This is a genomic window from Streptomyces sp. NPDC104106 (assembly GCF_055584345.1).
In genome coordinates, this window is the sequence record NZ_JBVJMF010000007.1 from 203,156 (window position 1) to 223,320 (window position 20,165).

Below are 20,165 nucleotides of genomic sequence, written 5' to 3' on the forward strand. Positions count from 1 at the left end.
GTGAAACACACCCTGGAGGACTCAGTGCGCGGTATCGGCGGCGATGTGCTGCGTGCCGATCCGCTTGCGGAACACCCAGTAGGTCCAGCCCTGGTAGAGCATGACGAGCGGGGTGGCGATCGCCGCACACCAGGTCATGATCTTCAGGGTGTACGGGCTCGACGAGGCGTTGGTGACCGTCAGGCTCCAGTCCCCGTTGAGGGTGGACGGCATGACGTTCGGGAAGAGTGACAGGAAGAGCATCGCCACAGCGGCCACGATGGTGACGCCCGAGAGCGCGAACGCCCAGCCCTCACGCCCGGCCTGGTTGGCCACGAGCGCGGCCACCAGCGCGGCGACCGCCACGACCAGGGCGACCAGGCTCCTGTCGTTACCCGTGTGGGCCTGCGTCCACAGCAGGAAGGCGAGCGCCACGACGGCCGTGACGAGACCGACCCACAGGGCCAGCTTCCGCGCGCGCAGCCGGATGTCGCCCACGGTCTTGAGTGCGGTGAACACCGCCCCGTGGAAGGTGAAGAGCGTGAGCGTCACCAGACCGCCGAGCAGGGCGTAGGGGTTGAGCAGGTCCCAGACGGTGCCGACGTACTCGAAGTGCTGGTCGATCTTCACACCATGCACGATGTTCCCGAAGGCCACGCCCCACAGGAACGCCGGGATCAGCGAGGTCCAGAAGATCGCGTGCTCCCAGTTGCGCTGCCAGTTCTCTTCGGGCCGCTTCACCCGGTACTCGAAGGCGACGCCTCGGACGATCAGGCAGACGAGGATGACCAGCAGCGGCAGATAGAAGCCGGAGAAGAGGGTGGCGTACCACTCCGGGAAGGCGGCGAAGGTCGCACCGCCGGCCGAGAGCAGCCACACCTCGTTGCCGTCCCAGACGGGCCCGATGGTGTTGATCAGTACCCGCCGCTCCGGCCGGTTGCGGGCCAGCAGCTTGGTGAGGATGCCGACCCCGAAGTCGAACCCCTCCAGGAAGAAGTAGCCGGTCCACAGGACCGCGATCAGGACGAACCAGACGTCGTGAAGATGCATGACTGTTCCCCCGGCCTAGTAAGAGAAGGCCATCGGTTTGTCGGCGTCACGGGTGTCGCCGCCGATCTTGGTGGGCGGGTTGAGGTCCGCCTCGGTCAGCTCGGGCGGGCCGGCCTTGACGTATTTCGCGAGCAGCTTGACCTCGACCACGGCGAGGATCGCGTACAGCGTGGTGAAGACGGCCATCGAGGTGATGACCTCGCCCTGGGAGACCCCGGGCGAGACCGCGTCGCGGGTCTGCAGGACGCCGTAGACGACCCACGGCTGGCGGCCCATCTCGGTGAAGATCCAGCCCCAGGAGTTGGCGATCAGCGGGAAGGCCAGGGTCCAGGTCGCGATCCGCCAGTACCAGGGGGTGAGCTTCGGGCTGAGCGCCTTGTTCTTGAACAGCACCAGGTGCGGCACCTCGTCCTCGCCGACCCGCAGATGCTGTGGCAGCAGGAACTTCTTGCGGGTCAGCCACAGCCCGGCCAGACCGATGGCGAAGGAGCTCATACCGAAGCCGATCATCCAACGGAAGCCCCAGAAGGCGACCGGGATGTTGGGCCGGTAGTCGCCCGGTCCGAACTTCTGCTGCTCGGCCTTGTTGACGTCGTTGATGCCGGGGACGTACGAGGTGAAGTTGTCGTCGGCCAGGAAGGACAGCAGGCCGGGGATCTCTATCGCCACGGTGTTGTGGCCCTTCTCCACGTCGCCGTAGGCGAAGATCGAGAAGGGTGCCGGCTTCTGGCCGTCCCACAGAGCCTCGGCGGAGGCCATCTTCATCGGCTGCTGCTTGTACATGATCTTGCCCAGGGTGTCGCCGCTGATCGCGGTGAGCAGACCGGCGATGACCACGGTGATCAGGCCCAGCCGCAGGGAGCTCTTCATCACAGGGATGTGCTTCTTGCGGGCCAGGTGGAAGGCGGCGATGCCGACCATGAAGGCGCCACCGGTCAGGAAGGACGCCGACAGGGTGTGGAACGCCTGGCTGAGCGCGGTGTTCTGGGTCAGCACGGCCCAGAAGTCGGTCAGCTCGGCGCGCCCCTTGGCCTTGTCCATCTTGTAGCCGACCGGGTGCTGCATCCAGGAGTTGGCGGCGAGGATGAAGTACGCCGACAGGAGCGTGCCGATCGAGACCATCCAGATGCAGGCCAGGTGGATCCTCTTGGGGAGCTTGTCCCAGCCGAAGATCCACAGACCGATGAAGGTGGACTCGAAGAAGAACGCGATCAGCGCCTCGAAGGCGAGCGGCGCGCCGAAGATGTCACCGACGAAGCGCGAGTAGTCGGACCAGTTCATGCCGAACTGGAACTCCTGCACGATGCCGGTGACCACGCCCATGGCGATGTTGATCAGGAAGAGCTTGCCCCAGAACTTGGTCGCCCGGAGGTACTTCTCCTTCTCCGTGCGCACCCATGCCGTCTGGAGCCCGGCCGTGAGGGCGGCCAGGGAGATGGTCAGGGGGACGAACAGGAAGTGGTAGACGGTGGTGATGCCGAACTGCCAGCGCGCCAGTGTCTCCGGCGCCAAAGCCAATTCCACGTCGTCAGCTCCTTACTTCGCCGTGGTAGCGACAGATTGCCCCTTTTGTCGCACGCATCATGGGAGCAACCGGGACACGCTTGTGAACGCGTTCACATTCACAAGCCATTATGACGCACCGATTTTCAGCCCGCCGAGGCGGGGTGGCCCTAGCGCCATGAAGTCAAGACCTTGGCAGCGACTTCAACATTTTGTTGAATTGCGCCATGCAGATACGGATCTCCTGGCCCGCGGGACACATCACCGCGACCCTCGACGCAGACACGCCGACCGTGCAGGCCCTCGCCAAGGCCCTGCCGCTCACCTCCAGCGCCCACACCTGGGGCGAGGAGGTCTATTTCGACACAGGTGTCTCTGTTTCACGTGAAACGGACGCCCGGCAGGTCGTGGAGCCGGGCACCGTGGCCTTCTGGACGGAAGGCGACGCGCTCGCCCTCCCCTACGGCCCCACACCGATCTCGCGGGGCGACGAGTGCCGCCTCGCGAGTCCGTGCAACATCCTGGGGAGTCTGGACGCAGACCCCCGGATCCTCGCGACCGTCCGGGACGGTGCCCCCGTCCGCGCGGAACTGATCGACGAGTAAGGGCGAGCCGAACTCCGGCTCGCTACAGCTCCTTGCGGAACGCCTCCGCCACCTTCAGGAAGATGTCGTTCGCCTCGGTCTCGCCGACCGTCACCCGCACACCCTCGCCGGGGAACGGTCGGATCACCACTCCGTGCTGCTCACAGGCCTGTGCGAACGCCACCGTACGCTCCCCCAGCCGCAGCCAGACGAAGTTCGCCTGCGTCTCCGGCACCGTCCAGCCCTGGCCGCGCAGCGCGTCGACCACGCGCATGCGCTCGCACACCAGCGAGCCGACGCGGCCGAGCAGCTCGTCCTCGGCCTGCAGCGAGGCGATCGCCGCCACCTGTGCGAGCTGGCTGACCCCGAAGGGCACCGCCGTCTTGCGCAGCGCCGCCGCGACCGGCTCATGGGCGATCGCGAAACCGACACGCAGGCCCGCGAGACCGTAGGCCTTCGAGAACGTGCGCAGTACACAGACGTTGGGCCGGTTCCGGTACAGCTCGACCCCGTCGGGCACCTCGGGGTCGCGGATGAATTCCCGGTAAGCCTCGTCCAGCACCACCAGTACATCGCCGGGCACCCGGTCGAGGAACCTCTCCAGCTCGGCCCGCCGCACCACCGTGCCGGTCGGGTTGTTGGGGTTGCAGACGAAGATCAGCCGGGTCCGGTCGGTGATCGCGTCCGCCATCGCGTCGAGATCGTGCACGTCACCCGGCGTGAGCGGCACCTCTACCGGCCGGGCACCGCTGATCCGCGTGATGATCGGGTACGCCTCGAAGGAGCGCCAGGCGTAGATCACCTCGTCCCCGGGACCGCTGGTGGCCTGCACGAGCTGCTGGGCGACGCCCACCGAGCCGGTGCCGGTGGCCAGGTGGGAGAGCGGGACGCCGAAGCGCTCCGACAGCTCGTTCATCAGCGCGGTGCAGGCCATGTCCGGGTAGCGGTTGAAGTCGGCGGCGGCCGCCGTCACGCTCTCCATCACACCGGGCAGCGGCGGGTACGGGTTCTCGTTCGAGGACAGCTTGTAGGCGACCGGCCCATCGGCCGCGGCAGGCTTGCCCGGCTTGTAGGTAGGGATACCCTCCAGCTCGGCGCGCAGCTTCGGGCTCGTCTCGCTCACCGCAGTCCTCCTCGCGACCACCGGCGGACCGTCGACACCGCCGGCTTCCAATACTCCACACCTTATGAGGATTCGGCCCCGGTGCGTACAGGTGCGGGGACGGCAATGAGAAGAACCTCGCCTCCCATCAGCGGCATCGAGAACGGCTTCGCCCATCGGCGCGAGGGCGTTCCCAGTCCGGGCCGAGGTGGCCGGCCAGGCCGCCCCGTGGGCATCAGGGGCATCCTTGTACGAAGGCGTACGTTTCAGGGGCGCGCCGTACATATATCTACGCGCCGGTGGCTCGCGCCCTGGCGCGCGTCCCCCGTGCAGGTGAGTTGAGACCTCTTCGAAACATCGGACACTTGGCAGGCCCATGCGCGTCGCCACGTCACGTCCTACCACTGGAGCGCTCAACTACCATTGTTTCCGAGGTAGTTGGTGGCACATGACCATGCAGAAACGTGCCTGTCAACGCGTGCATATGCGTCCGCACTACCCCACCACATGAGCCCTACTATCGGCTCGCCATGACAGCAGCAGGGAAGCACCAGGTGAGCCGCGCGGAAACCTCACGTCGAGGCAGTCGGCCGGGCCGGGCGGGCATCAGAGACGTGGCCGCCGCCGCCGGAGTCTCCATCACGACCGTCTCCGACGCCCTCAACGGCAAGGGCCGGCTCCCGGATGCCACCCGGCGCCACGTCCGCGAGGTCGCCGACCGGCTGGGATACCGCCCCTCGGCCGCCGCCCGCACTCTCCGTACCGGCAAGTCGGGCCTGATCGGCCTGACCGTGACGACGTACGGGGATGAACCTTTCACCTTCACGGAGTTCGCCTACTTCGCGGAGATGGCCCGGGCCGCGACCTCGGCCGCGCTCGCCCGCGGCTACGCCCTCGTCATCCTGCCCGCGACCTCCCGCCACGACGTGTGGTCCAACGTCGCCCTGGACGGCACCGTCGTCATCGACCCGTCCGACCAGGACCCGGTGGTCAGCGAGCTGGTCCGGCAGGGACTGCCGGTCGTCTCCGACGGGCGCCCGGCCGGCGCGCTGCCGGTGACCGCCTGGGTCGACAACGACCACGAGGCCGCCGTCCTCGACATCCTCGACCATCTCGCCGCCGCCGGCGCCCGCCGCATCGGCCTGCTCACGGGCACCACGACGGACACGTACACGCATCTGTCGACCACGGCCTATCTGCGCTGGTGCGAGCGCGTCGGCCAGGACCCGGTCTACGAGGCCTACCCGGCGCACGACCCGTGCGCGGGCGCCGTCGCCGCCGACCGGCTGCTCGCCCGCCCCGACCGGCCCGACGCGGTCTACGGACTGTTCGACCCCAACGGCACCGACCTGCTCGCCGCCGCCCGCCGCTACGGGCTGCGCGTCCCGGAGGACCTGCTGCTGGTGTGCTGCAGCGAGTCCACCGTGTACGCCAGCACCGAGCCGCCCATCACCACGCTCTCCCTGAAGCCCCGCCGCATCGGCACCGCGGTGGTCCAGCTGCTGATCGACGCCATCGAGGGCGTCGATTCGGACCGTCCGGTCGAGCAGGTGATACCGACCGAGCTGATCGTGCGCACCTCCTCCCAGCGACGTCCCCCGCGCACGACGGTGAGCCCTCCGCGGTCACCGGACGGGACATAAGGCCGCAAGACCGGGGCGCGCGCCCCGTACTCTCGGCGGCCGGTGGAGGGGACCCGGCAGGCCGGCGACCGGCCGGCCGGGAGTCCGGCCGGCCGCGAACCGGGCCGAACACCTGCCCAAACGGGGCGAAAGCGGCGGTGAACTGGAGTCCTGTTCCGATTCACCACCCCTGGGTCATCACACGGCGCGACGCGCATTCCTATGATGGGCCCACGACACCGCGGACCGCTGCGACCAGGCAGTCACGAGCGGTGCAGCTGCGGCGCGATGGTGGAGGGGTCTGATGACTCAGGGGGCCGGTCAGGGACCCGAGGTGGAGCGGACGGCGACGCTGCGCGACTTCCGGGTGCCGGCATACGTCCATGAGACCGGTCCGTACGTCCGCACCGCCCATCCGGGCGACGCCGTGCCGCCGCACCCGGGGGAGGCCGTTCCGCCGCACCCGGCGGAGGCCAGGGCACCGCATCCGGGGGACGTCGTGCCGCCCGCCGAGGAGGCGTACCCCGACGGCTACACGCCCACCCAGCGCGACCTGCCGGTCATCAGCCGCACCGACACCGTCCAGGTCCGCGTGGAACCGACCGTGGCCGCGGTCCCGGCTCCGCAACCCGCCACCGGCCCCGGCCCGCTGTTCGTCGTCGGAGACGTCCACGGGTACCTCGACGAACTGGTGACCGCGCTTCAGGAGCAGGGCCTCATCGACGCCTCGGGCCAGTGGTGCGCGGGCAACGCCCGGCTGTGGTTCCTGGGCGACTTCACCGACCGCGGGCCCGACGGCATCGGCGTCATCGACCTGGTGATGCGGCTGTCCGCCGAGGCCGCCGCGGCGGGCGGCTACTGCAAGGCTCTCATGGGCAACCACGAACTGCTGCTGCTCGGCGCCAAGCGATTCGGCGACACCCCCGTCAACTCCGGCGCCGGCACGGCCACCTTCCAGGCGGCCTGGCTGCTCAACGGCGGCCAGAAGACCGACATGGACCGCCTCCAGGACCACCACCTGCAGTGGATGGCTCGCCTCGACGCCCTCGAAGTGGTCGACGGCTATCTGCTCGTGCACTCGGACACCACCGCCTACCTCGACTACGGCGACTCCATCGAGGCGGTCAACGACACCGTCCGCGAGACCCTCACCCGCAACGACGCGGACGAGTGCTGGGATCTGTTCCGCAAGTTCACCAAGCGCTTCTCCTTCCGTGACGAGGGTGGTGCAGACGCCGTCCGTTCTCTCCTCGATACGTACGGCGGCACCCGGATCGTTCACGGCCACAGCCCGATTCCCTACCTCCTCGGTGAGGTCGGCTCCGAGGACGACGAGGAGGGCAGCGGCCCGGTCGTGGAGGGGCCGCACGTCTACGCCGACGGGCTCGCCATCGCGATGGACGGCGGAGTGACCATGGCCGGAAAGCTGCTGGTCCGGCAACTTCCTCTGGATAACTGACCGTTCTCCGGGAAGGCGTCCGCCCGGCGGAGTACGCGCAGGCCGGAACGCAATTTCGGCAACCCCCTGTCACCGCGCGCCGTCACGGCTCTACCATCGGCTTATCCGTAGCAGGCTCCCCTCCGTTTCTGCCCGACGGCTCGCCGGCGTGCGAGCACCAGCCCTACGGAGCATCGGGGGATGCACATGAACAGCGTTCCGCAGCACCTGCTGAACGAGGACCGCCAGGAATTCGAGCGGCTCCTCGATGAGGCGCTGCGCTCCGCACCACACCGACCGGAACTGGCCGCTGTCGGACAGCGGCTCAATTCCGAACAACTGCGCACCATGGCGCTCAACGCCACCGCGCTGATCACGGAGGCCGCCGCAGCCGAGTACCAGCACTACGTCGAGGTCCGCGAGGAACTGCGCCATCCCGTACTTGCCTCCGCCGCCCCGGGCGATTCCGGTTTCGCGGATCCTGGTCCGGCCGGCGCGGGGCTCACCGGCGCCCTCGGCGAGCCGGCCCAGAACAGCGGCGCGGGCGCCGTCGCGGTCGTCGCCGTGCTCGCTCCCGTCCTGTCCGGGACCGCCGCGGCGATCTTCCTGCTCATCGGCTACATCCTGAAGACGCTGAATCCCGGTCAGGCCTTCGCCCAGACCATGCTCACCGCCGGCTGGGTGTTCGGCGCCGTGACCGCGGCCGCGATCCTCGTCGCCGCCGTCGGGCTGCTCCTGACTGCCCTGCGCAACGGTTCCTCGGCACAGGCCAAGGCGCTGGACGCGGCGCACCGCGAGCTGGACAGGGCCAAGGAGGCCTGGCGCGACGCCCTGCTGGAGCGCGGCATCCTGCCGTTCCTGCGCGAGGCGCTCGCCGAGCCAGGACCGGCCGCCGCGCGGCTGCGTACGACCCCGCCCGGCCCGGCCGGGCGGATGCCCCGCCTGGGTTACGGCCGCCCCGGCTTCAGCAGCCCCGACAACGGCACCGACTCCAGCCGCCCGAGCTTCACGAGCCCCGACTACACCAGCCCGGACTTCGGCGGCCCCGAACACCAACCGGAGTGACCCACGGTGAGCCCAGAGCGGGGCCGCGGCGGCCAGCGGGCATCCTCGGGCGCCCGGCGCGGGGCCCAGCCACGACCGTGGCCCGACGTGCAACGGCGATCCGGGGCCGGAGGCTCAACGGCGCGCCGGGGTTACCGACCGACTCCCGTCATTCCGGCTCCTGGCCCTGCTCCACCTCGTGATCCCCGACCCCGATGGTGGTGGCCGAGCGGGGTCCGCGCTTCGGTGACGCCCTCACGTCGGCACGGAAACGCGGACCGCTTGCATCCGGATCTCAGTCCGCGATCGGCAGATACACCCGATGCCCCGACTCTGCGAACTCCTTCGACTTGCGCAGCATCCCCTCACTGACCTCCTCGGGCGATGCCCCCTCAGCCGCCGCGCCACCGAACCGCTCCGTGATGCTCTGGCTGATCTTCATCGAGCAGAACTTAGGCCCGCACATGGAGCAGAAGTGGGCCGTCTTGGCGGGCTCGGCCGGCAGGGTCTCGTCGTGGAACTCACGTGCCGTGTCCGGGTCCAGCGCGAGGTTGAACTGGTCCTCCCAACGGAACTCGAAGCGCGCGTCGGACAGCGCGTCGTCCCACTCCTGCGCGCCCGGGTGCCCCTTGGCGAGGTCGGCCGCGTGTGCCGCGATCTTGTAGGTGATCACGCCGGTCTTGACGTCGTCCCGGTTGGGCAGGCCCAGGTGCTCCTTGGGCGTGACGTAGCAGAGCATCGCCGTGCCCCACCAGGCGATCATCGCGGCGCCGATGCCGGAGGTGATGTGGTCGTACGCCGGAGCGATGTCCGTGGTCAGCGGGCCGAGCGTATAGAACGGAGCCTCATCGCAGATCTCCTGCTGAAGGTCGATGTTCTCCTTGATCTTGTGCATCGGGACGTGTCCCGGGCCCTCGATCATGGTCTGAACATGGAAACGCTTGGCGATCTGGTTGAGTTCCCCGAGCGTGCGCAACTCCGCGAACTGGGCCTCGTCGTTGGCGTCCGCGATCGAGCCGGGACGCAGGCCGTCGCCCAGCGAGTACGTGACGTCGTAGGCGGCGAGGATCTCGCACAGCTCCTCGAAGTTCTCGTACAGGAACGACTCCTTGTGGTGCGCCAGGCACCACGCGGCCATGATCGACCCGCCGCGCGAGACGATGCCCGTCTTGCGGTGGGCGGTGAGCGGCACGTACGGCAGCCGGACGCCGGCATGGACGGTCATGTAGTCCACGCCCTGCTCGGCCTGCTCGATGACCGTGTCCTTGTAGATCTCCCAGGTCAGTTCCTCGGCCCTGCCGTCGACCTTCTCCAGAGCCTGGTAGAGCGGCACCGTGCCGATGGGAACGGGGGAGTTGCGCAGAACCCACTCCCGGGTCGTGTGGATGTTGCGGCCGGTGGACAGGTCCATGACCGTGTCGGCGCCCCAGCGGGTCGCCCAGGTCATCTTCTCCACCTCCTCCTCGATGGAGGACGTCACCGCGGAGTTGCCGATGTTGGCGTTGACCTTCACCAGGAACCGCTTGCCGATGATCATCGGCTCGGTCTCGGGGTGGTTGACGTTCGCCGGCAGCACCGCGCGACCCGCCGCGATCTCTTCGCGGACCACCTCGGGCGCCACGTTCTCCCGGATGGCCACGTACTCCATCTCCGGCGTGATCTCGCCCCGGCGCGCGTACGCGAGCTGCGTCACCGCCTGTCCGCCGCGGCCCCGGCGCGGCTGACGCGGTCGTCCCGGGAAGACCGCATCGAGGTTGCGCAGCCCGCCGCGCGGAGAGGTGTGCTTGACGCCGTCGTCCTCGGGGCGGACGGGACGGCCCGCGTACTCCTCGGTGTCGCCGCGAGCGATGATCCAGTTCTCCCGCAGCGCCGGCAGTCCCCGGCGGACATCGGTGTCGACGAGTGGATCGGTGTACGGGCCCGACGTGTCGTACAACGTGACCGACTGCCCGTTGGTGAGGTGCACCTGGCGGACCGGCACCCGCAGGTCGGGGCGCGAACCCTCGACATACGCCTTGTGCCAGCCGATGGACTTCCCGGTCTCCTGAGACTTCTCGTCCTGAGCGGAGACAGGCGTGCGTGCGTCCTTGTTGGTCATCAGACCTACTCCCTACGCCGGCATTACCCGGTAACAGGTTCGGCGGTCGACGCAGCGGTTTCCGTCTGCCGGTGTTTCCTGTGGAACAGGCTTCGTTCCACGTGAAACATCGCGAATACGGAGGTCAGCGCCCTCTCAGCCCGGTGCTCCGAGCTCCCGCGTGTGCAAAGGTGACTCCACGCTAGCGTCATATGTGGCGTGATGAACAGTGGGCCCCCACCGTTCTTGCGATGATCTGGCGGTGACCAGGATGGAGCAGTACCCGTACCAGCCACCCGAGCCGCGTCATGGGGGCGGCCCGGCAGCCGGTGACGGACACGGCCGCGCGGTCGCCGTACCGAGCCCCGGCCCCGCCCCTCGGCGTGGAGCCGACGCCGACGACGGCCACCACCGTCATGGCCGCGGCCACGGGGAGGGCCATGGGCACAGAGCCGGGGCGCCACAGGGCGAGGGTCAACCGCAAGGCCACGGTCACGCGCACGGCCATGGCCACGGCCACCATCACGGGCCCGCGGCCCCCGTCTCCCGGCATCTGCGCAAGGTCATCGCGGCGATCCTTGTCCCGTTCACCGCGGCGGTCATCGTCGGGCTGGTGGTGCTCTGGCCCGGAGGAGCCCCGCCGCACAAACGCACCGGCGTCGGCTTCGACCGGCAGACCGAGCAGGCCACGGTCACCCAGGTCGTCGAGGTGAGCTGCAAGGCGGTGAACTCCTCGGGCGACGTTCCGACCGGTGACACCTCCACCGCCGAGGGCAGCTCGGCACAGCAGCAGTCGAGCGGAGACTGCAAGAAGGCGACGGTCCGGGTCGACACCGGCAAGGACAGGGGCCGTACGTTCACCGAGATCGTGCAGCCGGACCAGCCGCGCCAACTGCACCAGGGCGAGAAGGTCGTGGTCGCCTACGAGCCTTCGGCACCGAAGGACCTCCAGTACTCGGTGGCCGATGTGAACCGCAAGCTCCCCATGTACCTGCTCGCGGGGATCTTCGCGCTCGCCGTCGTGGTGGTGGGCCGGCTGCGTGGAGTCATGGCGCTCGTGGCGCTGGCGGTGAGTTTCGTGGTGCTGACCCTGTTCATCCTGCCCGCCGTGCTCCAGGGCTCGAATCCGCTGCTGGTGGCGGTGGTCGGGTCGAGCGCCATCATGCTCATCGCCCTGTACATGTGCCACGGCCTGTCCGCCCGGACGTCGGTGGCGGTGCTCGGCACGTTGGTCTCACTGGCCCTGATCGGCATCCTCGGCTCGCAGTTCATCGGCTGGGCCGCGCTCACCGGCAACACCGACGACCAGACCGGTCTGATCCATGGCCTCTACCCGAAGCTCGACATGAGCGGCCTGCTGCTCGCCGGTGTCATCATCGGCTCGCTCGGCGTCCTGGACGACGTCACCGTGACGCAGACCTCGGCCGTCTGGGAGCTGCACGATGCCAATCCCTCGCTGGGCTGGCGCGCGCTGTACCGGGCGGGCATCCGCATCGGCCGCGACCACATCGCGTCCGTCGTCAACACCCTCGTCCTCGCCTATGCCGGTGCGGCCCTGCCGTTGCTGTTGCTGTTCTCGATCGCGCAGAGCAGCGTCGGGACCGTGGCCAACAGCGAGCTGGTGGCCGAGGAGATCGTGCGCACGCTGGTCGGATCCATCGGTCTGGTCGCCTCGGTGCCCGTCACCACGGCGCTGGCCGCGCTGGTGGTCTCGGCCGACCGGCCCGGACCGGACGCCCCGGCCCGGGCCGGCGCCCCGACGGTGCCGGCCCGCGGCGGACGGGGACGGCGCCGGAAGCGGTAGGCCGCCGGACGGCGGCGGCAGAGCGGCGAAGAAGCGTTCCTGCACAGCTCCACGTGGCACGCGGAACACCCCCCTGCCGCAACGCTTCAGCCGGCGCTCTGTTCCTCCGCCAGGATGCGGTCCAGGGCCTCGTCCAGATGCGCGTCGAAGTCGGCCAGCGCGCCCTCCTGGCCGAGCGGCACCAGCTTGTCCGTGCGGTCCAGGAAGGCCACGAGCGGCGGCGTCGAGGAGCGGAACAGCGCTTGGTCACCGCCTACCTGAAGCCTGATCAGGACCTCGCCGAGCACCTCCGAGTCGGCGGGGGCGATGCGCACATCCCCTTCCCCGCAGGGCCGGCCGACCCCGTCGATCAGCAACTCGCGCCCGAAGGCCCAGGTCACCGGGGCGTCACCGGGCAGATGAAAAGTGAGCCGCACGGCATAGGGATCACAGGTCTCGTAGCGCAACTCCACGGGAATGCGGAAGGAGAGCTCCTCCGAGACGAGAAAGCTCATCATGACTTCGGCCTGCACGAACTCGCGCATCGTCTACCCCGTCGTAGGACATCGAGTGGCTGGGAGTGGTCCCTGTAAGCGTGGTCAAATCTTGCTGAAAGTGCACGGCGCATCACAAGGAGTAATTTTTCAGATACTGATAGAGAGGGTGAGGGTCCCCAGATGCCGTCCGATCTCCGCCTGGAGGCGGTGGGCGGCGGGAAGCAGCCGGTCGGCCTGGCGGGCGGGCAGCGACATGGCCATCGTGGCCACGGTGGTGCCGACCGTGATCGGGACCGCCGCGCAGACCGTCCCGAGCGCGTACTCCTGTCGTTCCACCACCGGCTCCATGCGCCGCGTCCGGGCCAGTCTCCGCAGCAGGGCGTCGTTGTCCCGCACGGTGTACGGCGTGACGGGCTGCACGGGATAGCGGGCGAGATGGTCGCGGCGGGCGTCCTCGTCCAGCTGGGAGAGCAGGCACTGCCCGATAGCGTGCGCGTGACCGGTCGCACGGAAGTCCGCCCACTCCTCGACCGCCGGTGCCTCCGGGCTGTCGGAGACGCACATGACCTCGATCTCGCCGTCCCGGTACATCGCGTAGTACACGGGTACACCGATGGAATCCCGCCAGTGCGCGAGCGTGTCGGCGACCGCGCTGCGACGTTTCTGCTGGGCTCCACTGCTGCCCAGTCGCTCGGCCGCCTCGCCGAGGAAGAACAGCCCTTTCTCGCGGCGGAGATAGCCCTCGTGGACGAGGGTGCGCAGCAGGTGGTACGTCGTGGGCAGGGCGAGGCCGGTCTCGCGGGCCAACTGCTTGGCGGGCGCGCCGTAGACATGACCGGCGACGGTCTCCAACAGGCGCATCGCGCGCTGGACGGACCCGATGAGCGTCGCGGCGCCCGCGGGCTCCGGGACGCTCGCGGAGCCCGGCTGGACGGGTAGAGCCCGGGAGAGAGAGCGGCCGGAGCTGTCGGTCGTGCGCGGCCGGTTGACGGGCACGACGGACTGCGGGGCTCCGGCGGGGTCCGGGAAGCCGGGGTGCGCAGAGGGGTCCGCGGTAGGGGTGTGTCCGCAGGTGTCCGCCCGTTGCGGCTGTCCGGGGACGGCCACGGCGGGCCGGTGTCGCGCGGGAGGTGCGCAGGAACTCGGTGGGGCGGGGGGTGCGTGGGGTTCTGCCGGTGCGGTGTCAACCGTGGCCAAGGGGTACTCCCGGAGCACGAGGGGCAGTCCGTGCCGGGGAAGAGCACGGAGGGGTCTGCGCCGCCCACGGAGCAGGGCCCCGTGGGGAGTTCCGGACTTTAACCGTCCGCCACCGCGAACAGATGCCCTCGGAGGGAAACTTCCCTCACGCGAGGGAAACCGTCACCCTGGCCGGGACCGGTGAGCACGTGGTTCGTTCACCAGTCCCCGCGTTCCGTCACCAGTCGCTGCGCGACGAGGAGTTCGACATGAACTTGCGCACGATGTAGATGAGCCCGCCGACCAGTGCGACGAAGACCAGCGCCTTGAACAGCAGGCCGATCACGAACCCGACGACGGTCGCTATCAGACCGCCGAACACGACCAGGGCGATGACCGGCACCGCGACCCACTTCACCCACCACGGCAGTCCCGCGAAGATCTCTCGCATCGCCTTTGTCCTTTGCGTCGTCTGCGTTGTCGTACGTCTGCGTTCTCGTACGTCCTTGATGTTCCGCTCTCGATGCTAGAGCCGCGAGGGTGTGCCGCGGGGGCCTCGCGTCCCTTGTCCTCCCCTGACCCGTCCCCTAGGGAACCCCGGGGTCCGCCCTCACGCCTCGGGCGGAGAGAAGACGACGAGAACCCTCAGGTCCTCGCTGATGTGGTGGAACTTGTGGGCGACGCCCGCCGGCACGTACACGACGCTGCCGCGCGCCACCTCGGTCGTCTCCATGCCGACCGTGATCGACGCCCGGCCGCTCACCACGAAGTACACCTCGTCCTGGTTGTGCGGCTTCTGCGGGTCGTGCTCGCCCGCGTTGAGCGCGTACAGTCCGACCGACATGTTCCGCTCCCGCAGGAACTGCAGGTATGCCCCCTCGTTGGCGGCGCGCTCCGCCTCCAGTTCGTCCAGCCGGAATGCCTTCATCGCCGCTGTCGTCCTCGTCTCACTGCTCGGTTCCGATCGGGTCTGCCACGATCAGACACATGAAGAATTTCGTAGTCAAGACGATCGCCAACGCGGGCGCCCTGGCGGTCGCCGTGTGGCTGCTCGACAAAATCACCCTGACCGGTGACAGCACGGCCAAGAAGGCGGGCACGCTGATCGTGGTCGCGTTGATCTTCGGCCTGGTGAACTGGCTGGTCAAACCGATCTTGAAGGTGCTCACCTTTCCGCTGTTCATCCTCACCCTGGGCCTGATCACCCTGGTCGTGAACGCGCTGATGCTGCTGTTGACCTCCTGGGTGTGCGGCAAGCTCTCGCTCAGCTTCCACGTGGAGGGCTTCTGGACGGCCGTCATCGGCGGTCTGATCGTGTCCGTCGTCTCCTGGGCCCTGCACATGATCCTTCCGGACGAGGACTGAGCGCACCATGACCTACCGCGTCTGCTTCGTGTGCACCGGCAACATCTGCCGCTCCCCGATGGCCGAGTCCGTCTTCCGCGCGCGCGTGGCCGAGGCCGGACTGGAGGACCGGGTGGAGGTCGACAGCGCCGGTACCGGTGGCTGGCACGAGGGCGATCCCGCTGACCCGCGCACCGTCGCGGTGCTCGACGAACACGGCTACGACAGCGAGCACGTGGCGCGACAGTTCCAGCCGTCGTGGTTCGCCCGGCTCGACCTCGTCATCGCCCTCGACACCGGCCATCTCAAGGCCCTGCGCCGACTCGCTCCCACCGAGGAGGACGCCGGCAAGGTGCGTCTGCTGCGCTCGTACGACCCCGCCGCGGGCGACGACCTCGACGTACCGGATCCGTACTACGGAGACCGCGACGGTTTCGAGGAGTGCCTTGAGATGGTGGAGGCGGCGGGCACGGGGCTGCTCGCCGCCGTACGGGAGCGCGTGGAGGGGCGGGCCGCATGAGCGACGCCACGAACGGCACGGGCCGGTCCGGCGAGAGCACGCGGGCGGTACGCGCGGGACTGCCCGAGCCGGTCAAGCACGAACCGACCCTGCCCGGTCCGGTGTTCGCGGCGCACTTCCACCTGCCCGGCGACGCGACGGGCCCGTATCTGTACGGCCGTGACGAGAACCCGACCTGGACGCTGCTGGAGCGGGCCATCGGCGAGCTGGAGGCGCCCGGGCAGGACGACGTCGAGACGCTGGTCTTCGCGTCCGGGATGGCGGCGATCTCCTCCGTGCTGTTCTCTCAGCTGCGCGCCGGGGACGCGGTCGTCCTGCCCTGTGACGGCTACCAGGTGCTGCCGCTGGTCCGCACCCAGCTGGAGGCGTACGGCATCGAGGTGCGCACGGCGCCGACCGGCGGTGACGGCCAGCTGGGGGTCCTCGACGGTGCCCGGCTGTTGTGGATCGAGTCCCCGTCGAACCCGGGGCTGGACGTGTGCGACATCCGGCGGCTGGTGGCGGCGGCCCACGCGCAGGGCGCGCTGGTGGCCGTCGACAACACCCTCGCCACCCCGCTGGGGCAGCGCCCGCTGGCGCTGGGGGCCGACTTCTCCGTGGCCAGCGGCACCAAACAGCTCACCGGGCACGGTGACGTGCTCCTCGGCTACGTCGCCGGTCGCGACGCCGAGGCGATGACCGCTGTACGTCGCTGGCGCAAGATCGTCGGGGCGATCTCCGGGCCCATGGAGGCCTGGCTCGCGCACCGGTCCATCGCCACGCTCGCGTTGCGCGTCGAGCGGCAGAACGCCACCGCCCTCGCACTCGCCGAGGCCCTGAGCAGGCGGCCGGAAGTGACCGGTCTGCGCTACCCCGGGCTGCCCGGTGACCCCGCGCACCCGGTCGCCGCGCGGCAGATGCGCCGTTACGGCTGCGTGGTCTCCTTCACTCTGCCCACACGCGCGCGTGCCGAGCGTTTTCTCCGGTCCCTGCGGCTGGTGGAGGACGCGACGAGCTTCGGTGGGGTGCGTTCGACGGCCGAGCGCCGGCGCCGCTGGGGCGGGGACGACGTGCCAGAGGGCTTCATCCGGATGTCCGTCGGCGCCGAAGATCCGGAGGACCTGATCGCTGACGTGCTCCGCGCCTTGGACGAAACCGCCGAGTCGGCCGGCTCCGCCGGATGAGCCGCGTCTCGTCCGTACCTTCCGGCGGCCCATGACGTGCGGATACGACGACGGTCCGAGCCTCCCCCCTCGTGGCTCGGACCGTCTTCGGCTCTCCCCGACGAAGAACCGTGCGACCAAGGCTAGTTGACTGCCTGTCAGTGTCCAATCACGCTAGCGACAGCGACCTATCGACATATTTATAGTTGGTGCCTGCCTGGGCGCCGGAGGAGGCAGGGACAGGGGAGGGGACACCGTGGATCTGGCCTTGCTCCGCACCTTCGTCACCGTGCACCGGGCCGGTTCCTTCACCCGCGCCGCGGCACTGCTCGGCCTGTCCCAGCCCGCCGTCACCTCACAGATCCGCACGCTGGAACGCCAGCTGGGCAAGCCGCTCTTCCTGCGGCAGGCGCGCGGTGTGACCCCGACGACCATCGGCGACGAGCTCGCGCACAAGGCCGCGCCCCACCTCGACGCCCTGGTGGAGATAGCCGAAAGCGGCCTGGACGACGACTCCTCGCTGAGAACCCTGCACCTCGCGGGACCGCCCGAGTTCACCGCCGAACGCGCCCTGCCCGCCCTCACCGCGCTGACCGGCGAGGACGGCCAGGCCTTCGCGCTGCGCGCCACCTTCGGCACGGCCGAGGAAACGCTGGAGGGCCTGGCCGCCGGGCATCATGATCTGGCCATCAGTACGGCCCGGCCGCGCGGCGCTCTGCTCACCGCGACTCCACTCTGCGATGAGGAGCACGTACTGGTCGCCGCCCCCCGTTGGGCGGAACGGACCGGTGCCGAGGAGCTGCGCCTGAAGGGTGCGCATGCGCTGGAGAACCTGCCCGTCGTCGAGGTCCATGAGTCGCTGCCCCTGATCTCGCACTACTGGGCCTCCGTCTTCGACTCCCGCCCAGCCGCCTCGGGCACCGTCGTCGTCCCGGATCTGCGCGCCGTCCTCGCCTGCGCGATCGCCGGCGCCGGGCTGGCGGTACTGCCACGCTATCTGTGCGCCACGGCCCTGGCCGCGGGCACGATCACCACGCTGCACGATCCCGCGGTTCCGCCGCTGCGCACCTACTATCTGGTGGTACGCACGGGCACCCTCGCCATGCCCCATGTGGCTCGGGCCCACGAGTGGCTCCAGCGGGCGGCCACGGCCTGGTGCTGACACCCGTCACGGGGCCGCGGAGAGGCTGGCCAGAGGGCGTACGGCCACCTCACGGCCGGTGTAACAGGATGCGGTCGCACGGTGGCGCCTTGGGATGTTTCACGTGGAACCAGCCGGGCCACATTTCTCCCATGACCGTCCGACCCGTGGTCAAGCGCACCGCCCGCGCCGTTCTCCTGGACGGTGACGACCTGATCCTGATCAAGCGCACCAAGCCCGGTGTCGATCCCTACTGGGTCACTCCCGGTGGCGGGGTCGAGCCGGGGGATGCGACCGTCGTGGACGCCCTGCACCGCGAGGTGTACGAGGAACTCGGCGCCAAGATCACCGATGTCGTGCCGTGTTTCGTGGACACGGTGGAGCACATCGGCGAAGACAGCGGCGCGACCGGCGTGAAGGTGCAGCACTTCTTCGTCTGCCGACTGGGGTCGATGGACCCGTCCCTGCGGCACGGCCCCGAAGTGGACGAGCCCAGCGGCGAGTACGAGATCGTCCGCGTTCCCTTCACCCGCGTGGGCATCGCCTCCGTCCACCTCGTCCCGCTGTCGCTGCGCCACTACCTGGACGGCAATATCGAAGGCGTACGAGCCATGCACGCCCCTGACCTCGGGTAGCGCCCCGGGTTCCGCCGCTTCCCGGCCCACCGGCTCCGCGGCTCGTCCTCCTCAGCTCGTTCTCCGGCTCCTCAGCTTCCGGCAGCGAGCAGTTCCTCCAGGGAGTCGTGCCGGATCCGGCCCGCCGGGAGGCCGATGTCCCGCAGCATGCCGACGCCGCTGCGGATCATTCCGGGCGGCCCCGCGACGTACGCGTCGTACTCGCTCCAGGGGCCGTACTCCCTGACGGCCTCGGGGAGCCCGAGAGGGGCCTGCCGGTCGGTGATCGCCCGGACCGAGAGCCAGGGGTGGGTCCGTTCGAGGTGGAGCAGGGTGTCGATGCCGTACAGCCCGTGATCGGTGCGGGCGCCGTAGAACACCTCGACCGGTCGGCGCTCTCCGTGCTCGGCGATGTCCTCGACCAGGGCCTTGATGGGCACGATGCCGGTGCCGCCGCCCAGGCAGAGCAGTCCGCTGTCGCTACGGTGGTCGACGGTCATCGATCCGGTCGGCGGGCCGAGCCGTATGACGTCTCCGGGGCGGGCGCGGTGCACCAGCGTGCGCGGTGTGAACCAGCCGCCCCCGTCGGACGTGCCGTTCTCCCGCGGGGTGGTGGTCGGAGCGTCCGTGGTGTGCCCTCGCCTCGAACGTCTTGCGGTCGGTCTGCGCATCTCCCTGGAAGACGCGTGTTTCCCCCGGCGGGCGGCCAGCCGTAGCAACCCGCCCCGACCCTACCGGCCGCCGCTGTGCACACAAATCCCCCCTTCCGTCCCCACCTACGGGGCCGATCGGAGAGCGGAGAGAGCCGCCGATCAACCTGCGTCGGCGACCAGTTCATAGGCCTGCCACAGGTCCTTGCCCAGGTAGCGGTGTGTGGCGAGGCCGGCCAGGCGGGCGTCCGCGTTGACCGCCACGGAGACCGGTACGACGGCGAACAGGTCCCGGTCCGACGACGAGTCGCCGTACGCCACACAGTCCGCCCGGGCGATCCCGAACTCCGCGCAGAGCCGGTCCGCGATGGTGACTTTTGCGGCCGCGTTGAGCGCCCCGGCCGGATCGACCGGCTCGGTGAACGGCACCGCGGGGAACCGCGACCCGTGGGCCGCATGAGCACCCCAGTCGAGCAGGCGCTCCACGAAGAAGGAAGGCGAAAGGGACACCACAGCGCAGTACTCTCCGGCGTTCCTGATCTCCGCCCAGACCTCGCGTATGCGAGCCAGCCATGGCGCCGCCTCGAACGCGGCACGGACATGCGCCTCGGTCAGATCGCCCCACAACTCGTACACCTGCGCCGCGTACTCCGGTGGGCCGATCCGCCCCTCGGCGATCGCCCGGTCCAGCGCCACCGTCTCCGCCTCCCGCCCCAACTGGCGCGAAATCTCGACCGGGGCGGTTGTGCCATGCAGCAATGTGCCGTCGAGATCGAAGAGATGAAGTCTCGCCATGGCCCGAGGCTAATGGGCCGCCGATGTTTCACGTGAAACGCTCCGGCGACTCTCCCCGGCCCCGCACGGGCGCGGCCATGGCCAAAAGCACGTACGTCTCCATC

Annotated in this window: 19 protein-coding genes and 1 pseudogene; 10 read left to right on the forward strand and 10 right to left on the reverse strand. The window is 69.3% G+C overall.

Features of this window, described 5'->3' with window-relative positions:
• Window positions 1–21: 21 nt before the first annotated feature.
• Together cydB and ACZ60X_RS18905 are read right to left on the reverse strand one after the other, a co-directional pair.
• A complete protein-coding gene (gene cydB, locus ACZ60X_RS18900) occupies window positions 22–1,029 on the reverse strand; it encodes a cytochrome d ubiquinol oxidase subunit II (RefSeq protein ID WP_469599614.1) in 1,008 nt (335 codons plus the stop codon).
• A 15-nt stretch (window positions 1,030–1,044) separates the two neighbouring features.
• Entirely contained in the window at window positions 1,045–2,553 is a 1,509-nt protein-coding gene (locus ACZ60X_RS18905) for a cytochrome ubiquinol oxidase subunit I (protein WP_469599616.1), read from the reverse strand.
• Window positions 2,554–2,759: 206 nt separating this feature from the next.
• On the opposite strand from ACZ60X_RS18905, the gene ACZ60X_RS18910 reads away from it, so the two are divergent.
• Window positions 2,760–3,137 carry a cyclophilin-like fold protein gene (locus ACZ60X_RS18910; RefSeq protein ID WP_469599618.1) on the forward strand — a complete coding sequence of 126 codons (378 nt, stop codon included), beginning with the start codon at window positions 2,760–2,762 and terminating at the stop codon, window positions 3,135–3,137.
• Between the two features lie 22 nt (window positions 3,138–3,159).
• Here the strand turns inward: ACZ60X_RS18910 and hisC are convergent, their stop codons facing one another.
• A complete protein-coding gene (gene hisC, locus ACZ60X_RS18915) occupies window positions 3,160–4,239 on the reverse strand; it encodes a histidinol-phosphate transaminase (RefSeq protein ID WP_469599620.1) in 1,080 nt (359 codons plus the stop codon).
• A gap of 509 nt (window positions 4,240–4,748) precedes the next feature.
• Between hisC and ACZ60X_RS18920 the strand changes: the two genes are divergently transcribed.
• The 3 genes from ACZ60X_RS18920 (at window position 4,749) to ACZ60X_RS18930 (ending at window position 8,343) form a co-directional block, all read left to right on the forward strand.
• Window positions 4,749–5,861, forward strand: coding sequence for a LacI family DNA-binding transcriptional regulator (locus tag ACZ60X_RS18920; protein WP_469599622.1), 1,113 nt, complete (start codon window positions 4,749–4,751; stop codon window positions 5,859–5,861).
• Window positions 5,862–6,144: 283 nt separating this feature from the next.
• Window positions 6,145–7,299, forward strand: a complete 1,155-nt coding sequence (locus ACZ60X_RS18925) for a metallophosphoesterase (RefSeq protein WP_469599624.1) — start codon at window positions 6,145–6,147, stop codon at window positions 7,297–7,299.
• A gap of 180 nt (window positions 7,300–7,479) precedes the next feature.
• Entirely contained in the window at window positions 7,480–8,343 is an 864-nt protein-coding gene (locus tag ACZ60X_RS18930) for a hypothetical protein (protein ID WP_469599626.1), read from the forward strand.
• Window positions 8,344–8,617: 274 nt separating this feature from the next.
• On the opposite strand, the gene thiC is transcribed toward ACZ60X_RS18930, so the two are convergent.
• The gene (gene thiC / locus ACZ60X_RS18935; RefSeq protein WP_469599628.1) at window positions 8,618–10,420 is read right to left on the reverse strand and encodes a phosphomethylpyrimidine synthase ThiC; all 1,803 of its coding nucleotides are present in this window, start codon (window positions 10,418–10,420) and stop codon (window positions 8,618–8,620) included.
• Between the two features lie 250 nt (window positions 10,421–10,670).
• On the opposite strand from thiC, the gene ACZ60X_RS18940 reads away from it, so the two are divergent.
• Window positions 10,671–12,203 carry a YibE/F family protein gene (locus tag ACZ60X_RS18940; RefSeq protein ID WP_469600054.1) on the forward strand — a complete coding sequence of 511 codons (1,533 nt, stop codon included), beginning with the start codon at window positions 10,671–10,673 and terminating at the stop codon, window positions 12,201–12,203.
• An 86-nt stretch (window positions 12,204–12,289) separates the two neighbouring features.
• Here the strand turns inward: ACZ60X_RS18940 and ACZ60X_RS18945 are convergent, their stop codons facing one another.
• The 4 genes from ACZ60X_RS18945 to ACZ60X_RS18960 form a co-directional block, all read right to left on the reverse strand.
• Entirely contained in the window at window positions 12,290–12,727 is a 438-nt protein-coding gene (locus ACZ60X_RS18945; protein ID WP_469599630.1) for an SsgA family sporulation/cell division regulator, read from the reverse strand.
• Window positions 12,728–12,826: 99 nt separating this feature from the next.
• On the reverse strand, window positions 12,827–13,540 hold the full coding sequence (locus ACZ60X_RS18950; RefSeq protein WP_469600056.1) for an IclR family transcriptional regulator: 714 nt from the start codon (window positions 13,538–13,540) through the stop codon (window positions 12,827–12,829).
• Window positions 13,541–14,093: 553 nt separating this feature from the next.
• On the reverse strand, window positions 14,094–14,306 hold the full coding sequence (locus tag ACZ60X_RS18955; RefSeq protein ID WP_073887226.1) for a DUF5326 family protein: 213 nt from the start codon (window positions 14,304–14,306) through the stop codon (window positions 14,094–14,096).
• Between the two features lie 159 nt (window positions 14,307–14,465).
• Window positions 14,466–14,783, reverse strand: a complete 318-nt coding sequence (locus ACZ60X_RS18960) for a cupin domain-containing protein (RefSeq protein ID WP_071374950.1) — start codon at window positions 14,781–14,783, stop codon at window positions 14,466–14,468.
• A gap of 59 nt (window positions 14,784–14,842) precedes the next feature.
• Between ACZ60X_RS18960 and ACZ60X_RS18965 the strand changes: the two genes are divergently transcribed.
• The 5 genes from ACZ60X_RS18965 (at window position 14,843) to ACZ60X_RS18985 (ending at window position 18,637) form a co-directional block, all read left to right on the forward strand.
• Window positions 14,843–15,220 carry a phage holin family protein gene (locus ACZ60X_RS18965; RefSeq protein WP_469599633.1) on the forward strand — a complete coding sequence of 126 codons (378 nt, stop codon included), beginning with the start codon at window positions 14,843–14,845 and terminating at the stop codon, window positions 15,218–15,220.
• A gap of 7 nt (window positions 15,221–15,227) precedes the next feature.
• Window positions 15,228–15,719, forward strand: coding sequence for a low molecular weight protein-tyrosine-phosphatase (locus ACZ60X_RS18970; RefSeq protein ID WP_469599635.1), 492 nt, complete (start codon window positions 15,228–15,230; stop codon window positions 15,717–15,719).
• Window positions 15,716–16,882: a cystathionine gamma-lyase gene (locus ACZ60X_RS18975; RefSeq protein WP_469599637.1), complete on the forward strand. Its 1,167-nt coding sequence runs from the start codon at window positions 15,716–15,718 to the stop codon at window positions 16,880–16,882. The genes ACZ60X_RS18970 and ACZ60X_RS18975 overlap by 4 nt, the downstream gene beginning before the upstream one ends.
• 235 nt (window positions 16,883–17,117) lie before the next feature.
• The gene (locus tag ACZ60X_RS18980; RefSeq protein WP_469599639.1) at window positions 17,118–18,023 is read left to right on the forward strand and encodes a LysR family transcriptional regulator; all 906 of its coding nucleotides are present in this window, start codon (window positions 17,118–17,120) and stop codon (window positions 18,021–18,023) included.
• A 131-nt stretch (window positions 18,024–18,154) separates the two neighbouring features.
• Entirely contained in the window at window positions 18,155–18,637 is a 483-nt protein-coding gene (locus tag ACZ60X_RS18985; RefSeq protein WP_469599641.1) for an NUDIX hydrolase, read from the forward strand.
• A gap of 71 nt (window positions 18,638–18,708) precedes the next feature.
• Here the strand turns inward: ACZ60X_RS18985 and ACZ60X_RS18990 are convergent.
• Both ACZ60X_RS18990 and ACZ60X_RS18995 read right to left on the reverse strand, forming a co-directional pair.
• Window positions 18,709–19,176: pseudogene (locus ACZ60X_RS18990) on the reverse strand (ferredoxin reductase domain-containing protein); the annotation flags it as partial.
• A gap of 252 nt (window positions 19,177–19,428) precedes the next feature.
• Window positions 19,429–20,061, reverse strand: coding sequence for an HAD family hydrolase (locus ACZ60X_RS18995; RefSeq protein WP_469599643.1), 633 nt, complete (start codon window positions 20,059–20,061; stop codon window positions 19,429–19,431).
• Window positions 20,062–20,165: the final 104 nt, after the last annotated feature.

Coding starts and splice junctions, on each gene's coding strand:
- thiC (WP_469599628.1), bottom strand. CDS start 10,420: ATGACCAACAAGGACGCACGCACGCCTGTCTCCGCTCAGGACGAGAAG.
- ACZ60X_RS18970 (WP_469599635.1), top strand. CDS start 15,228: ATGACCTACCGCGTCTGCTTCGTGTGCACCGGCAACATCTGCCGCTCC.
- ACZ60X_RS18940 (WP_469600054.1), top strand. CDS start 10,671: ATGGAGCAGTACCCGTACCAGCCACCCGAGCCGCGTCATGGGGGCGGC.
- ACZ60X_RS18930 (WP_469599626.1), top strand. CDS start 7,480: ATGCACATGAACAGCGTTCCGCAGCACCTGCTGAACGAGGACCGCCAG.
- ACZ60X_RS18925 (WP_469599624.1), top strand. CDS start 6,145: ATGACTCAGGGGGCCGGTCAGGGACCCGAGGTGGAGCGGACGGCGACG.
- ACZ60X_RS18985 (WP_469599641.1), top strand. CDS start 18,155: ATGACCGTCCGACCCGTGGTCAAGCGCACCGCCCGCGCCGTTCTCCTG.
- cydB (WP_469599614.1), bottom strand. CDS start 1,029: ATGCATCTTCACGACGTCTGGTTCGTCCTGATCGCGGTCCTGTGGACC.
- ACZ60X_RS18955 (WP_073887226.1), bottom strand. CDS start 14,306: ATGCGAGAGATCTTCGCGGGACTGCCGTGGTGGGTGAAGTGGGTCGCG.
- ACZ60X_RS18995 (WP_469599643.1), bottom strand. CDS start 20,061: ATGGCGAGACTTCATCTCTTCGATCTCGACGGCACATTGCTGCATGGC.
- ACZ60X_RS18975 (WP_469599637.1), top strand. CDS start 15,716: ATGAGCGACGCCACGAACGGCACGGGCCGGTCCGGCGAGAGCACGCGG.
- ACZ60X_RS18945 (WP_469599630.1), bottom strand. CDS start 12,727: ATGCGCGAGTTCGTGCAGGCCGAAGTCATGATGAGCTTTCTCGTCTCG.
- ACZ60X_RS18950 (WP_469600056.1), bottom strand. CDS start 13,540: ATGCGCCTGTTGGAGACCGTCGCCGGTCATGTCTACGGCGCGCCCGCC.
- ACZ60X_RS18965 (WP_469599633.1), top strand. CDS start 14,843: ATGAAGAATTTCGTAGTCAAGACGATCGCCAACGCGGGCGCCCTGGCG.
- ACZ60X_RS18910 (WP_469599618.1), top strand. CDS start 2,760: ATGCAGATACGGATCTCCTGGCCCGCGGGACACATCACCGCGACCCTC.
- ACZ60X_RS18920 (WP_469599622.1), top strand. CDS start 4,749: ATGACAGCAGCAGGGAAGCACCAGGTGAGCCGCGCGGAAACCTCACGT.
- ACZ60X_RS18960 (WP_071374950.1), bottom strand. CDS start 14,783: ATGAAGGCATTCCGGCTGGACGAACTGGAGGCGGAGCGCGCCGCCAAC.